The 12,984-nt window shown below is 46.7% G+C and carries 22 protein-coding genes; 4 read left to right on the top strand and 18 right to left on the bottom strand.

The window, feature by feature from the left end:
* Positions 1-61: 61 nt before the first annotated feature.
* Entirely contained in the window at positions 62-640 is a 579-nt protein-coding gene (locus tag P3L37_RS18585) for a hypothetical protein (RefSeq protein WP_042847036.1), read from the top strand.
* 162 nt (positions 641-802) lie between these two features.
* On the opposite strand, the gene P3L37_RS18580 is transcribed toward P3L37_RS18585, so the two are convergent.
* The 8 genes from P3L37_RS18580 to P3L37_RS18545 form a co-directional block, all read right to left on the bottom strand.
* Positions 803-1,174: a hypothetical protein gene (locus tag P3L37_RS18580; RefSeq protein WP_042847037.1), complete on the bottom strand. Its 372-nt coding sequence runs from the start codon at positions 1,172-1,174 to the stop codon at positions 803-805.
* A 58-nt stretch (positions 1,175-1,232) separates the two neighbouring features.
* Positions 1,233-1,715: a hypothetical protein gene (locus tag P3L37_RS18575; protein ID WP_042847038.1), complete on the bottom strand. Its 483-nt coding sequence runs from the start codon at positions 1,713-1,715 to the stop codon at positions 1,233-1,235.
* 185 nt (positions 1,716-1,900) lie between these two features.
* Positions 1,901-2,335, bottom strand: a complete 435-nt coding sequence (locus P3L37_RS18570) for a hypothetical protein (protein ID WP_042847039.1) — start codon at positions 2,333-2,335, stop codon at positions 1,901-1,903.
* A gap of 59 nt (positions 2,336-2,394) precedes the next feature.
* Positions 2,395-2,880, bottom strand: a complete 486-nt coding sequence (locus tag P3L37_RS18565) for a hypothetical protein (RefSeq protein ID WP_226617273.1) — start codon at positions 2,878-2,880, stop codon at positions 2,395-2,397.
* A 518-nt stretch (positions 2,881-3,398) separates the two neighbouring features.
* Entirely contained in the window at positions 3,399-4,271 is an 873-nt protein-coding gene (locus P3L37_RS18560) for a RepB family plasmid replication initiator protein (RefSeq protein WP_052219406.1), read from the bottom strand.
* Between the two features lie 303 nt (positions 4,272-4,574).
* A complete protein-coding gene (locus P3L37_RS18555) occupies positions 4,575-4,853 on the bottom strand; it encodes a hypothetical protein (protein ID WP_162762192.1) in 279 nt (92 codons plus the stop codon).
* Positions 4,854-4,876: 23 nt separating this feature from the next.
* The gene (locus P3L37_RS18550) at positions 4,877-5,194 is read right to left on the bottom strand and encodes a hypothetical protein (RefSeq protein WP_042847040.1); all 318 of its coding nucleotides are present in this window, start codon (positions 5,192-5,194) and stop codon (positions 4,877-4,879) included.
* 119 nt (positions 5,195-5,313) lie between these two features.
* A complete protein-coding gene (locus tag P3L37_RS18545; RefSeq protein ID WP_206646164.1) occupies positions 5,314-5,880 on the bottom strand; it encodes a hypothetical protein in 567 nt (188 codons plus the stop codon).
* Between the two features lie 169 nt (positions 5,881-6,049).
* Between P3L37_RS18545 and P3L37_RS18540 the strand changes: the two genes are divergently transcribed.
* Together P3L37_RS18540 and P3L37_RS18535 are read left to right on the top strand one after the other, a co-directional pair.
* Positions 6,050-6,361, top strand: a complete 312-nt coding sequence (locus tag P3L37_RS18540) for a type II toxin-antitoxin system HigB family toxin (protein WP_042847414.1) — start codon at positions 6,050-6,052, stop codon at positions 6,359-6,361.
* Entirely contained in the window at positions 6,358-6,774 is a 417-nt protein-coding gene (locus P3L37_RS18535; protein WP_042847042.1) for a type II toxin-antitoxin system HigA family antitoxin, read from the top strand. The genes P3L37_RS18540 and P3L37_RS18535 overlap by 4 nt, the downstream gene beginning before the upstream one ends.
* Positions 6,775-6,851: 77 nt before the next feature.
* Here the strand turns inward: P3L37_RS18535 and P3L37_RS18530 are convergent, their stop codons facing one another.
* The 10 genes from P3L37_RS18530 to P3L37_RS18485 all read right to left on the bottom strand — a co-directional run bounded on the left by P3L37_RS18530 (position 6,852) and on the right by P3L37_RS18485 (position 12,386).
* Positions 6,852-7,160, bottom strand: a complete 309-nt coding sequence (locus tag P3L37_RS18530) for a hypothetical protein (RefSeq protein ID WP_166268285.1) — start codon at positions 7,158-7,160, stop codon at positions 6,852-6,854.
* 24 nt (positions 7,161-7,184) lie between these two features.
* Positions 7,185-7,520, bottom strand: a complete 336-nt coding sequence (locus P3L37_RS18525; protein ID WP_042847044.1) for a hypothetical protein — start codon at positions 7,518-7,520, stop codon at positions 7,185-7,187.
* A gap of 130 nt (positions 7,521-7,650) precedes the next feature.
* Entirely contained in the window at positions 7,651-8,451 is an 801-nt protein-coding gene (locus tag P3L37_RS18520) for a methyltransferase (RefSeq protein ID WP_042847045.1), read from the bottom strand.
* A 63-nt stretch (positions 8,452-8,514) separates the two neighbouring features.
* Positions 8,515-8,961 (bottom strand): hypothetical protein, encoded by a 447-nt coding sequence (locus P3L37_RS18515; RefSeq protein WP_052219361.1) that lies wholly within the window; start codon positions 8,959-8,961, stop codon positions 8,515-8,517.
* Positions 8,962-9,018: 57 nt separating this feature from the next.
* Positions 9,019-9,507, bottom strand: a complete 489-nt coding sequence (locus P3L37_RS18510; protein WP_042847046.1) for a hypothetical protein — start codon at positions 9,505-9,507, stop codon at positions 9,019-9,021.
* A gap of 123 nt (positions 9,508-9,630) precedes the next feature.
* Complete coding sequence (locus tag P3L37_RS18505; RefSeq protein ID WP_042847047.1) at positions 9,631-9,849, bottom strand: hypothetical protein; 219 nt, start codon at positions 9,847-9,849, stop codon at positions 9,631-9,633.
* Between the two features lie 98 nt (positions 9,850-9,947).
* Positions 9,948-10,517, bottom strand: a complete 570-nt coding sequence (locus P3L37_RS18500; RefSeq protein ID WP_072035184.1) for a GDSL-type esterase/lipase family protein — start codon at positions 10,515-10,517, stop codon at positions 9,948-9,950.
* Between the two features lie 139 nt (positions 10,518-10,656).
* A complete protein-coding gene (locus P3L37_RS18495; RefSeq protein ID WP_042847048.1) occupies positions 10,657-11,217 on the bottom strand; it encodes a hypothetical protein in 561 nt (186 codons plus the stop codon).
* 166 nt (positions 11,218-11,383) lie between these two features.
* Positions 11,384-11,806 (bottom strand): hypothetical protein, encoded by a 423-nt coding sequence (locus tag P3L37_RS18490; RefSeq protein ID WP_042847049.1) that lies wholly within the window; start codon positions 11,804-11,806, stop codon positions 11,384-11,386.
* 157 nt (positions 11,807-11,963) lie between these two features.
* Positions 11,964-12,386: a hypothetical protein gene (locus P3L37_RS18485; protein ID WP_162762193.1), complete on the bottom strand. Its 423-nt coding sequence runs from the start codon at positions 12,384-12,386 to the stop codon at positions 11,964-11,966.
* 161 nt (positions 12,387-12,547) lie between these two features.
* Here P3L37_RS18485 and P3L37_RS18480 point away from each other — a divergent pair, with 161 nt between their 5' ends.
* Positions 12,548-12,952, top strand: a complete 405-nt coding sequence (locus P3L37_RS18480; protein ID WP_042847052.1) for a DUF6896 domain-containing protein — start codon at positions 12,548-12,550, stop codon at positions 12,950-12,952.
* The last annotated feature ends 32 nt before the right edge of the window (positions 12,953-12,984 follow it).

Below are 12,984 nucleotides of genomic sequence, written 5' to 3'. Positions count from 1 at the left end.
CACACTATCTGTAGCCCTTGATATCAAAGGGCTACAAGCAAACTTTGGACTTTTCGATGAAATGGGCACACAACCCCTGCTTGCCGTTAATTTGTTTAAGCAATCACAGCATTTTCGCGAAAAACAAAAGATCGAGGATGCAATTCATTACGGCCTAATGGCCTGTAATTCATTCACAGAATCCAGCGAATACTGGCTCGCTTTAGCCGGTTTATATCAACAATCGAAAAATAGACTTCTGAGTATCAAAGCCGCCTTAAATTCTTATGTGTCGAACTGGGGATTCGGAGTACCGCATGACAAAGTGCTTTATTTTTTGAAGCAAGGCATGGATTTTTCAGAGCTCAGCTCAGATCCTGTTATTCAAAAAGTCACTAGTGGTGGGCTTGACTTAAATTTCGGCGGCACAAAAACCAATCATAACTACCCGATGATGAAAGAATGCATCGACGCATATTTCTCTCTTAACCAGCCAGTCACTGCCCTAAAGTTATATCAGAATTATGCGTTCTCCATGTACACAGAGACAAGTGCATTTCAAGAACGCTATGATTTTCGAATTGAGGAATGGAAGTCTGACTTTAAAGCTTTATGCCTGAAATATCTGAATGACTCCAGATCTGAAGTTACATTAAAGTGATGTATGGCTAGAAACAAAAATGCCGCATGATTAGTGCGGCATTTTGCTGGTGGCTTAATCTACCCCGCTCTGGGGGAACCCCTCGCGCGGCGCGTCCCCTCAGACACGCTCGCTACTTCAGTTGCCATCAGCATATCACACCGATCGCCGATCGCAGATTTTTTATACCTTTTCTTTCTGCTTCAGCTTTTCGTACAGAGCCATATGCCACTGGTAAGAGTCCGTTCCAACATGCTCGATGATCTCGTGGCATTTCAGTTTATTCATTCTGCCGAACTGGGTCGGTATGCCCATTTCTAACAACACGCATTCTGTCGCATAATGCTTAGCTTGCTTCGTGTCTTCAGTGTTGACAGTTGGCAGCATACAGCAAGTCAAAAAGACCGACAAAGCCAAAAGAAAAACAAAAAACGTCGGGACCAACAAAAAACCCAGCCTATCCCTATTCCAGAAGTAAACAAAAAACACAGCACTGGCAACTGTAATACCCAACGAAATCAAGCTCGGTAATTCTACCGATTCAGCCATAATCATCCGCAAACTCCTTCGGATTTCACGTAGCGCGATCGAAAGTGACCACTTTACGATGCATTCACTCGGTTTCTTCTGGGATCACTGCGAGCGGCAGATCACTGTGAACAACCTGCCAGCATTTAGCGAACTTCAACCGCAGCACTCTCTCTTGACAAACCAAGACGGTGTCTTCGCTGTCACGTAACGCCACCAGTTTTTTACCCGCCTGCATAGGCGTAAACCTGCCCGACACACCCGATAAAACATGTTTACTGCCTGCCAGATGAATAACGGTGTTATTGCCATCAAAGGCACGGATCAGTGAATAGCGATATGGCCCTTCAAAATAAACCGGCTGTACCAGTTGCTGCTGCTCCCCTTCGACCAGAGAATTAACAAAAAACCGGTCCAAATTCATGCGTAATTTTTTTACGCCGGTCGGATCCTGATTTGCCACTGAAGATGGCACCACAAAATTCACCGATTGCATTTCTGCCGAAACAACCTGAGCGGAAACGGCCATTGCCACTACAGATACGATTACCCTGATCATGATTTTCATATGCTCAACTCGTTTGTAAAACCCTTACGGGTGGCGGTCGCCGTGCCGGTTACCCCAACAATGGATAATTATCCTGGTATACCGACTACCTTCAATTTATGGGCTTTTAGGTTTCCTCCCTGTCAGCCCGTGGAAACGTCATCCTGATTATCGTCTGTAAATTTGTGATAATCAGGGCTGTGACTTTACAGCGGTGTTTCTTCATTTTTCGGCACAAACAGCACACATGAACCGTTGCCTGATTGCACCACCTCCGGCGAGCAAGCGTATGTTTCCTTTGTAGAGGCGAAGACAGTGAATGCCCAGCCACCAGGAGGCATGTTGCCTTTTCCAGGACTGAGCCAATCCACCTGCCCTTTCAGTTCGTATCGGCTTCCGTCGTAAATAACGACGGTGTGCAGCGACTGGTCAACGGAAGTCACTTCCTCAACCAGGAATAATTCGACCGGGCCATCATGGACGTGATGTTTGATTTCAGAATACGGCCGAGTTTCCACAGGGCTTGCACCGATCTGATTAATGCGAGAGTCCTGTTGCTGATCGGATGTATCGACTGAGGCATGGAGCTCTGCTGTCAACATGAGCATACCAGCCAGAAGCAGGAATGGCTTTTTCAACACTTACCCCCTTTTATCGCTCCCCCACGGAGCACAAACAGAAAGTTTGCCCCTCAGCAAACTCACTGTTTTTTGATACTGACCGACTGACGCATGATTGCCAACACATCACTGGCTGACATTTTCCAAGCTTCAGCTTGACGTCGCAGTACAAAAGCGCCCAACTCTATTCGCCGAGCATGATCTAACATGAATGTCATTGTATTCCCGGCTTCAGAGATCGTCATGCCGCAACCCACTGACCCATTGTTATTTACCACAAAGCCTTTGTTTTTGTTCGCGCCGTGGAACTTAGCACGCATTTCTTTTTCAAGCCCGAATAAAGCGCCGCAAAATGCGGTCAATTCATACCGGGACAGTTGTATCGTGATTTTCTGATCCCAGAGCACATCGCGCCCTTCCAATGTCATGGGTGCCATCGAGATATTCAGCGTCAGAAAACCTTCTTTTCCTTCGGACTGCACGTATTGAACATCCAATGCCGTCCGCTTTTTTTCATCGCGCTGGCGATCAGAGTACAGCTTCAGCTGTTCACCAAATTGATTCATAATTCCTCCTGATACCATAGTATCCCCAGCCAAGCCCGTGACGAAATTTTCGCCACCAGGTCAAAAGGTGAGATTGAACGGGTAGTTTTATTGTTTTATTGCATTCAGACCATGCCCCGAATCTCACCAAAGTGAGTTTGAGCGGGAAATATATACTTAGTTTCGGTGAGTTTGAACGGGAAATATAGTCTTGTTGATCAAGGCCTGACGAAAAAGGTGTGATTGGATGGGATGGCAAGGGAATAATGTTGATTTTTTACCCTGTTTTATGTCCCTACAGCCCGCTTCTTGTCTAAAACTCCTGAGTTTGTTCTCTTTTTAACCGATCAGTTCCCGCTATAACACACTTTATCGCTAGGTTACCCGCTACGACTCACTTTGGACAGGACGCATACCCACCACAACTCACCTTTCTCAAGCTTACTCCTATCAGAATTACCCGTTCAAACTCACTCTTTCATTCGTTTTGTTTACCAAATAAAAAACCCGCCTTTCGACGGGTTTCCGATATGACTCGCTTAATCCAACGTCGGGTTTCGGTTGTGAACATGCACGACCGAGTCCCGTCCAGCCTTGATGACCTCGTATTGCAAATAGCCAATACTATTCAGTTCGTTGAGAGCGTCGGTGATTTTACGGTTTTGGTCTGCGACCCTACCATTCATCATCAAGCGTTCACGAAGCCTCGACATTTGGATTGGCGCAGGCTGTCGTGGCAACGCTTCGAAATAAGTATACAGCGCCTGGGCTGTCTCATTTCTCGGCAGTGCCATTAGCGGCTTGCGTCGTAACAAACTTAAGTGGTCATTGCTGTAGAGCTCCCAAAGGCGCTCATCTGCTTCCAGTACAACCAGATCATCGACAACATCAAATTCTGCCTTCAACAGCAAGCCTGTTACCAAAAACTTCTTGGTACCTGGCGTTGTGAATGTGATGGTCTTTGCCCTGATTCGAGTTAACGAGTCGGCTATCTCCTTACGCAATTTCGAATCTAGCCGCTTCGATGGATACCCGCAGAACTGCGAGAACTCGCTGAATTTAACCTTGATCTTATTTCCATGCAGAGCATCAGGACATGCGCTAAACGCATGGATAATCCCCAACCAGCAACGAAAATCAATGAAATAGTTAAGCTGTGGACCGGTGATCACCACGTTGGTGTAGCCTTCACTACGGGCATACTCCAGGTAGCTGAGCGATTCGCTCGCGTCCAACGGCTTACCAACCTTTCCTTTCGATCGGATATTCGGTGTAAACACGCCAAGCCGCAATAACGAGACGGGTTGAACACTCGAACTGTTTGTTATTGTGAGTTTCCTGTGTGACGAATTTTCGTCAGCAGGTATCGCATCCTTGAATAACAGGATGTTATTACTACAATTTTGTTGCATCAAACCATAACCCCTCATGGTTGTGAATAAAAACTCGGCTTTCCCCTTTCAGACTCACCGAGTTTCCCACTGTACCACACCCAAATCCCATCCAAACTCACTTTCTTCCCTTTCAAACTCACTTTCCTCCCTTTCAAACTCACCTCAATCCTCTGTAGGCCACGCCACCAGCGGCCTGCGAGCGACAGGGATCTTTTAGGATCTGTTAGGAACTAATTAGGTTAATTATTAGGATCTAGCTTGTTGAAAAGTTGATAAGTGAAAACCAGCGCCCAACACAGGTACTGGTTTTTGTTTGGGTGGCTATTCTGCCCAATGGGCTTTGAGTTGTCTGTTAGCTTCATCTAACGCAGCTGAAGCTGAGGGCATGATGCGGTTATCGAAAACCCAGGGCGCATCTTTCCAGTTGCCTTGCTGCCGAATATAGCCCAGTCTTATCGCTTGCATGAATGTCATCGGCTTTGGGCTAATAGGATTCACCACCAGCCCCTTGGCGCGATTGACACGCACTTTCAGGTAAGCCAGCACACGCTCAGCCTGCGCTTCTTTTTGCCCTGACAAGTCCCAGATACTGCGTCTCAAATGCTTAATGGCTTCTTCACTGGTCACGCGTAATCCCTCGTAGAGTTCAGTACACTGATGCTTGGCAAATCGCACTGAAATTCAGTGTCATCGGCACGGTCTATCCAAGTTATACACGCTCCAGATCGCCATACCGCCAGAACGGGGTCGCTCATGCAGTTTTCAACACTCTCATCCGAGTCATCAAAGTCGTCGAACGTCGCTTCGCTATAGATGACAACATGGAGGAATTGCGGGTTTCTTTCCAATACAGCAAAAGCGTCGATCAGCGCGGATTTGTCAAATTTCAGCGTTACGTTCAAACAGCGAATATTATCTTGGAGTTTAAGTTCAGTCAGCATTGGTTACCCTTTCATGCCCTGAGGCTCTCTCATGGCGATCCTCAGCAGTTTTACGATGTTTTGTGCGAAATGATGCGATGAGTACCACATCGCATCGTAGAAAGCGTTACAGCGCTATTTCATTGCAGGCTCTTTTCGACCCAACGATATTCTTTGGATTGGAAATTATCCTGCAAGCAGATCGTGCATTTTCCGTTGCGGCACTCTGCGTAAACACTCCAGTGGAATGCGGGTGTATCACAGCTGCCGGAAACTGATTTAACAAAGCCACCGAGCTCATGCTTTTTTGCAATGGTAAGTTTGGACGTGGCGATAGCTGAGCGGAGCTCAAACGCATCAAACTCCACGGTAATTGACCCAGCTGGGAGCGTCACTTCGTTACAGACGGAGTACAGTTCGCGAGGTACGGTAAAGCAGGTATTAGCCAGCGCATATTGCTCAGCTGTTAGGTTTCGTGGCGACTCCACTGCACAGAGCAGCGTATCCCATGTAATGCCGATGTTTGCATCATAAGTGCGATCCACCAGCTGAAGCGCCTTGTGTGCCTCATATTCAGAAATGGGTTCCATCTCATTGTCAGACAAAACTTGGTGGATGTCTTCAGTATCCCACAGCTTGGAAAGCACAACATCGTATTGATTTTTTGTGGACAGGTGCGCGATTAACTCTTTGACTGTGCAGTACATAAGAAACCTCTTTTATTGATATTGTTTGTTTTGTTTACCTCTTTATTGAAGCATGACCTCAACCGCTGACGAAGAATAGATAGCAGAATAATTAATTTATTAGTTGCCATATTGGCAACCAATAGTTTAGATGCTACAATGTTGACAAATAGGAAACATGAGAGATGCAATGCACGTAATATCAAGAGAACCTTTTGACCAGGCATCCAAGCGATTTCCAAACAGTGCTCAGGCGCTATCTGACATATATCGAACACTCAAGCGCGACAGTTATCAAACGCCTGATGAGCTTAAAAAGGTTTTCCCCAGCCTTGATCGGATGAAGTATAGAGAGAAATGGTGGGTCATCGACATCAGTGGCAATTCATTAAGAATGATGTTTTTTGCCGACTTTGACCGGGGGAAAATATTCGTGAAACATATAACAACCCACGCTGAATACGATAGGTTGACTGATCACTACCGGAGAACAAAAGCATGATGTTTCAAGATGCAGTAAACGCAGCACAAAACCTGATAAGCATTGTGCCGTTATTGGGAAACAGCCATTCTCGCGAAGACTATGAAAAAGCCGTTCAACTGGTTGAGCACCTTGTCGAAAATGACCCAGACAACCCGCTTATCGACTTGATTTGCGCGAAGATTGATGCGTATGAAAAAACAGCGCCCGAATTTGCTGAATTTAACGAGCGCTTAGCAAAAAGCAATGGCGGTGTAGCAGCATTGAGAACGCTGATGGATCAATACCACCTTAATACGACAGACTTTCAAGATGAGCTCGGTTCGCGCTCATACGTTAGCCGCATCCTCAACGGTGAACGAGGATTAACACTGGAGCACATTAAAAAACTGTCTGCGCGTTTTAATATCCCTGCCTCCATTTTCATAGACTAAACGGTTACAATCGAGTTCCTACACTAACAAAAAACCCGCTTTTTATGCGGGTTTCTTTTTTGATTCAGTGGACAATCTTACCGAATTAGCTGCCGGTTGTGCAGAACAGTACAGGTCGCACCAAGACCCGCATGCAGCACGAAAGCTATCAACACAAACCCCCCTGAAGCTGGGATATGAAACGAGTCTAGGAAAGCCGTTGTCACCGTCAACATCAAACCAAAAAGGCCTATGTATTTAACCGCCAACGAGAGACACACAACCACTGGACTTCGCAGCCCTGGCAATTTGTGTGTTTCGTGATACTGGTACTTTGCATACAATCCACACAGCACCAGCAAGGACAATGTCATCAACGTTAAAGTGCCGATCAGTAGTGCCAGCATGACAACCCCCTTAACCCCAACTTGTCAGCCAATATGGCAAACGCTTTTCCACAGCTTTCGCGCTTCACCACTCACGTCGAATGAGTAGCTCTCACCCAACTCGTTATCATCGAACTTGCACACCAGGCCATACGGCGTAATGAGCATGTGCGCACCCGATACGCTGATCCCAAACAACCGGATGCTGATATGTACGGGAACAGACATCACCCCTTTACCCCTCTGGCGATATCGCTCTAACGCCGAACTGAACATGCCGCGATTAATCAGCACCTCCAGCAAGTGTTCGTTAACCCAACTACCCTGGTCGCCAAAGACGGTTGAATTCGGATTTACGCTGATAATGTTTCGTGGCTTCATCTATCCCCCCAGCGCTCTTTTCAGCGCCTCACTTTGGATGGCGTTCCCCCCCGGTATCGGGAAGTTCCAGTATCACTCAGCAGATATCGCTGACGAAAAAACCGCCCGAAGGCGGCTTTGACATTGGCTGTTAGAGGTCAATTTCCAGTAGAACAGTTTTGACCATCGTGCCGGACTCTTTGAAAGCTTTGTCTTCCAGTTCAGTGAATGAGCCCCCGAGCAGTTTCACACGCTCACGGAAGGCCTTGGTCAAGGCATCTTCACGGAACAGCACGCCCGCAGACAAAATGCCCCGCAGGCGACCACCTTGCGTATACACCCCACCTGAAAGCAGCAGATCCAACGCTCGGTTTGTATGCTTAATGTCGGCCTTATTTTTGAAAGGCGGGTTCATGATGATGACATCGAATTTCTCGTCCATTTCATGGCTGAGAAAATCAGCATTGACCAGTTCAAGGCTTGTGCCCGTAAATTCAGGGTTTACCAGCGACGTAATTTCAGGGTCGCTGTTCAGTTGCTGAACGCGCTTTTCATCCAGCTCAACAGCCACGATATTGAGGTTTTTTGCCGCTTTAGCCACAGCTTTGACAATACGCCCATCACCGCAGGACGGCTCCAGCACTCGATCCCCGTCCTGAATATTGGCACTGGTAACCATCGTATTGATGATTTTTTCCGGCGTTGGAAAAAAGTTGAAGTCGTCTTTTGGCACCACAACCGATCCAGACAGGATAATGTCGTCGATACGCCCTTCCGCACTGCCATCAAAAATATGGGCTTTCTCTTTGCGGTTCCACTTCCCACCAGCGGCTTCAAGCACCTTGTTGGTGTTGGTGTACAGGCGACGATCCAGCTGGCCTTCCAGGAAGAGTTTGTTGCCCTCCACACGCGCTTCAGACAGAACTGCGAGGACGTCATTTGATACTTGCATTTCTTACCCCAATTTATTGATATTGAATTAGCCACCAGCCCCACGCTGACGGCTTAAATTGCTTTACCCGATCACTACGACGGATTGATAGCTTTCAGCAGCCAGTACGTCGTCTTCATCGTTGTCCTGCCAGAACATGGCTGGTAGACGATCAACTTCAAGATGGCTTGGCATCCATCCCAGAGTGCGTGCAACCCAGAAACTTCGGGTATGCCCAGCATTATCGACAACGGATACCCGTTCGCCTTCATAGCCCACCAGCTGAGGACTCAGGTTCCCAGTGCATTGCAAACCGGTGCGCTTCGCGTACTGATGGCCTTTTTCCATCATTGCCATACACTCGGTGTAATGCTCGAAAGAGCCTGCTTTGCTCTTCGGTTCGACAACCCCCATCCACTGAGCCACGGCTTTTGCACGCTTCGCCAGCAGGGCTATCCCGACCTTGAAAACACCACGGTCTTGAGTGAAAACGTATTGCTGTTTTAGCTTGTCGATTTTCAGCTGGTTCATAACGGGTTTCCTCGTTGCGATAATGTTCGGCCTGCGATCAGACCGAACGATTAGGTGTCAGACTACGTACTGTACGTTTAACTCTTGATGAAGCTGCTTTAGGACTGTTTCCCCACTCAATTCCAGCGATTCCATTTTTCCACCGATATAGGCAGCGCCAGTCACTTCAGTGTGGAAAAACGCGCCACGATAAATGATGCTATTCATGACAATGGAGATAACCCCCACGCTGCGAAGCTCATACAACAGCTCTTCTGCCGTCCATTCCATCGCATTGATCCAACCACGCAAATCCTCCAATGCCCCTTCATCTGGCGTAGGAGCCGCAAGCAGTTCATCCAGCTGCTGCACAAACTCATGGTCTGGCTTAAACGCTCTAAGAAAGCTACCAATCGCTTCTTTTCCACTTAGTCGATTAAAACCGAATGAGACACTGCGATTAGATGAATGGAAAAACTCCAACCCTTCTTTGGGCAAGGATCCAATGGGCGCATCTGCACTAAACGTGACGATAAAACTTTGGATAAATTCTTGCTTATCTGACATGTGAATCCTCTTTTCTTATTGGTATCGTTGTTTTGTTTACTTAACCAGTAAAACATGACCTAAGCCGCTGACGAATAATAGAAAAGAGATTATTTTGAGAAACAATATCGAGTAGTGAAAATGTTATTTCCGGAAGGACTCCACAGCTATTTTCCCGTGGTAATGATGAAGCGCGCGAACGCTTTCCTTGTGGTCGTCATCACCCGCCTTGCCCGATTGGCTGTATCGCTTAGTTGTCTGGTATCGCTCAACCAAAGCCATATACTCCGGATCATTTGCCCGGTCATAACGGACAGCAAAGCGACGGCTGACCCCAAACTTGTTTCTACGGTTGGCACCCATGAATCTTCCTTTTAAACCCGAGTTGGTTCGATAGGAAGATCATCCCACAGGTTCAGCGCTGACAAAGAGGTTCAAAATAAAATACATTCCCCCTGTTTTTACTGGTTGAACAGCCTCCCAATTATCAAATCACTACCTTTGCTCGTGTAATGTATCCCGTCATGGGTTCGTACCTGCACATCGTTCACGGTAAGGTTAAACTGACGCCCAATAGCGACCTCGGGGTCGAAAAAAGCGATCTGTGTTTCATCCACCGCCTGACGGATTGCTTGTCTGGTATTTACCAAGGCGGCTTCGGTGGCAGGATTCTTCATTGCAGGTGGCAATATCCAGATAATCGATGCACCGGGGTTGCTCTGCTGGATTTGCTGGATAAACTGTGTTGCCTTCTGCTGGTAGTTCGTGACTTGGTTTGCACCGATGCCGTCATTAGCCCCCAGAGAGATAACCACGGTCTCATAGTCCTGAAAACTCATTGTCTGAACATAATCGTTCCACTTTACCGAACTGCGGTCGGTAAGCCCTGTGCTCTCCTTATAAAGGCCGTCTACTGGGATGTGCTTCTTTGCGCTCGTCGCGAGGGTATAGGTTAAGCTATCACCGATAAACAGTGGCTTAGCCAATGATATTGCAGGCAGGAACAGGGTAAGAAATAAGGCAGTTTTCATAACTATTTCCAGGTCGATACACTGCCGATGATTTTAAAAAAGATACTTTTTTAATCCACGTTAAAGGCCGACGCTTTGCGGACAAAAAAGCCCACACCATCTGGTGCAGGCTTGGAGTCGAACTTTTTAGCACGCCTCATCAGGCCATTGCGGTTTCGGCCAGAGACAAAGCTTGTTCTTGAGTTTTAGCGATCCCCAACCACAAGATCCTTGCTGAAGGAAAGTCGAAGCGCAGGATGTTCAAAGCGCGCTGTTCATCCTCAGCAAACACGGGCTTGTATGCCGCGACACAGCGCTCATACTCAGCACCTTTTCGTAGCTGAGGAATTGCATAAACGATGAAGCAACGGTCTTCTGGCTCACCATATTCCGGTCCTGCTATTGATACAGCGTAATCGAACGCAAATTTTTTCACGTCATAGAAACTACCACTTTCTTCATGTGACATCGTGTATTCAATTTTTGTCCCAGCATTAGCACGTTTTTTCATGTGCTCAGTTTGCTGAGCATTGTTCCAGCGGTGCAATTGCATACGGCTGGCTTCTTTGCCCTTCAGGACAGCCTTGGCGTTTGGCTTGTAGCCTTGCGCGATCAACGCGTCAATCCACTCGCGGACAGTCACTACTGAACCGTTGAAACGGATTGCTGAAGCTAAATGGTTTTCAGCACGTTTTTCGTTTGCATTGACTAATGGGGTCATCGTAACTTCCTCGGTTTATTCATTTTGTTGACCCAATCATTCAAGCATGAGATTGACCGCTGACGAAGTGATTACACGCTGATTTTTATCATAAAAAATGCCCATCGAGGGTGATGGGCATTAAGGGGTATCGTGGGTTTGGGAAGCCCACTTCATTGATCAGACGCTAAGCATGTGTGGCAGCGTCGAACTCGGGTGAAAACACTGGGTTAACGCGAATGACTGTAGCCATTTCGACTTTCAGATTTACCTCCACATATTCCCCGTGCTTTAGAAACTGAACTTTCTGGTCGATACGACGCATTCCAATGCCGTTAGATTGAGCCTGAACCCACCAATCAAAGTCGGGCGGGATTGTCAGAGTTAATCCGTGCCATTGGGTCATAAACACGTTACCCATTGGCTTATACGTTTTCTGAGGCTTGCACCAGAATGGAAACATCAGCTGAACTAATGCACCATTGCGTGGGTCTACAAACTCCAGGAAAACACCAAAAGGTGACTCTCCTAAGACCTTTTTAAAATCCATCCACGCAGCGTGACAGAAGGTATTATCTCTCAATACTTTAACCATTTTCACGTCGTTCATTTCATTCAGCCTTGTTGGTTTCTATGTAATTAGTAAACCATGACCTCAGCCGCTGACGAATAGCGTAAACTATATTATTTTGAATTATTTCTTTTGTGATTGGTTTTGCTTCAGGCAAAAAAATGCCCACCGAAGTGAGCGATTAAAACGGGGCAACTTAACCTTTCCCGTTGATGATCCGAATCAACCTTTCATTCTGCTCCTGTGCCAGTGCTTCCGCCATTTCCTGAACGGCCATCATACGTTTGGTTGGCATGGGCTCGCTGAACAACGACGCAGTAGCAATAGCTTCAAGATACTCAGACTTCAGCTGATTTGCCTCTGCATCAGCGATGGGGAAAGTAGGTAACGGTACGCGTTTCGCGATGGAGGTTGCGACAGATTTCTGCGTTTTCATCGCTGAATTAGTCACAACAAATAACAGGAAATATCCCGCTAAGATACCCAGGCCAATTTTAGCGATCTTTGCTTTGACTCCTTTCGCGGTCAACATGGCTATCGCTGAACAGGTAATGCCCAGGCAAATGAAAAAGAGCGCCCCACCAGAGGTAGAAGCCACTGCGGTGAATAAAGTGATCATATTTCCTCGCTTAAGTGTTGTGGTAGACCAGGATATTGTCCCCCGTAGACAACCGGTAATGAAATTTCTAATCCTCATTTTAAAAATCAAGCCCCCTCTAACTTGACAAGACCGCTAGCGAGGATATTGTTTTGATTAAAATTAATAACAAGGTGGTTAATATGGACAGTCGTCTTCGCGACCTAATCAATGATTATTTAAAACGCGTTTCTGAAGCCATTGAGTTAATGAAGCTCTCAGGGTTCGAATTGCCAATATCTAATAACGCGTGGGCAGGAAACAGCATTCCACAAAGCGGGGAGTTGCATAGTGGCATCAGGTATTTCAAACATGGTTACGGATGCGCCGTGCATTTACGAACGGGCACTATCGATTTTGATTTTGGAGAACACGGGGAATTCAATGGTTTCGATTTTTGGCGCTTATCCGGCTTTGCAAAGGACAATTTAAGCCAATATGGATTTCAAACACCTGATGAATTAAAGCAATGTTTCGACGCTGAAATAACGAAAAGCAATCTGCTTTATTCTGGTTACATTCTTTATTATCTAAATGAACAGCAATAGGCCGGAAACCGGCCTATAAAAACACATATCGC

This window comes from Providencia sp. PROV114 (assembly GCF_032704305.1).
Taxonomy (GTDB): Bacteria; Pseudomonadota; Gammaproteobacteria; order Enterobacterales; family Enterobacteriaceae; genus Providencia; species Providencia rettgeri.
Note: the sequence above shows the minus strand (reverse complement) of the source record. Positions and strands in the feature narration are given on the sequence as shown.

Bases quoted from the DNA above. Each gene is read 5' to 3' on its own strand.
- P3L37_RS18585 (WP_042847036.1), top strand. From the start codon at position 62: ATGGGCACACAACCCCTGCTTGCCGTTAATTTGTTTAAGCAATCACAG.
- P3L37_RS18580 (WP_042847037.1), bottom strand. From the start codon at position 1,174: ATGATTATGGCTGAATCGGTAGAATTACCGAGCTTGATTTCGTTGGGT.
- P3L37_RS18575 (WP_042847038.1), bottom strand. From the start codon at position 1,715: ATGAAAATCATGATCAGGGTAATCGTATCTGTAGTGGCAATGGCCGTT.
- P3L37_RS18565 (WP_226617273.1), bottom strand. From the start codon at position 2,880: ATGAATCAATTTGGTGAACAGCTGAAGCTGTACTCTGATCGCCAGCGC.
- P3L37_RS18560 (WP_052219406.1), bottom strand. From the start codon at position 4,271: ATGCAACAAAATTGTAGTAATAACATCCTGTTATTCAAGGATGCGATA.
- P3L37_RS18550 (WP_042847040.1), bottom strand. From the start codon at position 5,194: ATGCTGACTGAACTTAAACTCCAAGATAATATTCGCTGTTTGAACGTA.
- P3L37_RS18545 (WP_206646164.1), bottom strand. From the start codon at position 5,880: ATGTACTGCACAGTCAAAGAGTTAATCGCGCACCTGTCCACAAAAAAT.
- P3L37_RS18540 (WP_042847414.1), top strand. From the start codon at position 6,050: ATGCACGTAATATCAAGAGAACCTTTTGACCAGGCATCCAAGCGATTT.
- P3L37_RS18535 (WP_042847042.1), top strand. From the start codon at position 6,358: ATGATGTTTCAAGATGCAGTAAACGCAGCACAAAACCTGATAAGCATT.
- P3L37_RS18530 (WP_166268285.1), bottom strand. From the start codon at position 7,160: ATGCTGGCACTACTGATCGGCACTTTAACGTTGATGACATTGTCCTTG.
- P3L37_RS18525 (WP_042847044.1), bottom strand. From the start codon at position 7,520: ATGAAGCCACGAAACATTATCAGCGTAAATCCGAATTCAACCGTCTTT.
- P3L37_RS18520 (WP_042847045.1), bottom strand. From the start codon at position 8,451: ATGCAAGTATCAAATGACGTCCTCGCAGTTCTGTCTGAAGCGCGTGTG.
- P3L37_RS18515 (WP_052219361.1), bottom strand. From the start codon at position 8,961: ATGAACCAGCTGAAAATCGACAAGCTAAAACAGCAATACGTTTTCACT.
- P3L37_RS18510 (WP_042847046.1), bottom strand. From the start codon at position 9,507: ATGTCAGATAAGCAAGAATTTATCCAAAGTTTTATCGTCACGTTTAGT.
- P3L37_RS18505 (WP_042847047.1), bottom strand. From the start codon at position 9,849: ATGGGTGCCAACCGTAGAAACAAGTTTGGGGTCAGCCGTCGCTTTGCT.
- P3L37_RS18500 (WP_072035184.1), bottom strand. From the start codon at position 10,517: ATGAAAACTGCCTTATTTCTTACCCTGTTCCTGCCTGCAATATCATTG.
- P3L37_RS18495 (WP_042847048.1), bottom strand. From the start codon at position 11,217: ATGACCCCATTAGTCAATGCAAACGAAAAACGTGCTGAAAACCATTTA.
- P3L37_RS18490 (WP_042847049.1), bottom strand. From the start codon at position 11,806: ATGAACGACGTGAAAATGGTTAAAGTATTGAGAGATAATACCTTCTGT.
- P3L37_RS18485 (WP_162762193.1), bottom strand. From the start codon at position 12,386: ATGATCACTTTATTCACCGCAGTGGCTTCTACCTCTGGTGGGGCGCTC.
- P3L37_RS18480 (WP_042847052.1), top strand. From the start codon at position 12,548: ATGGACAGTCGTCTTCGCGACCTAATCAATGATTATTTAAAACGCGTT.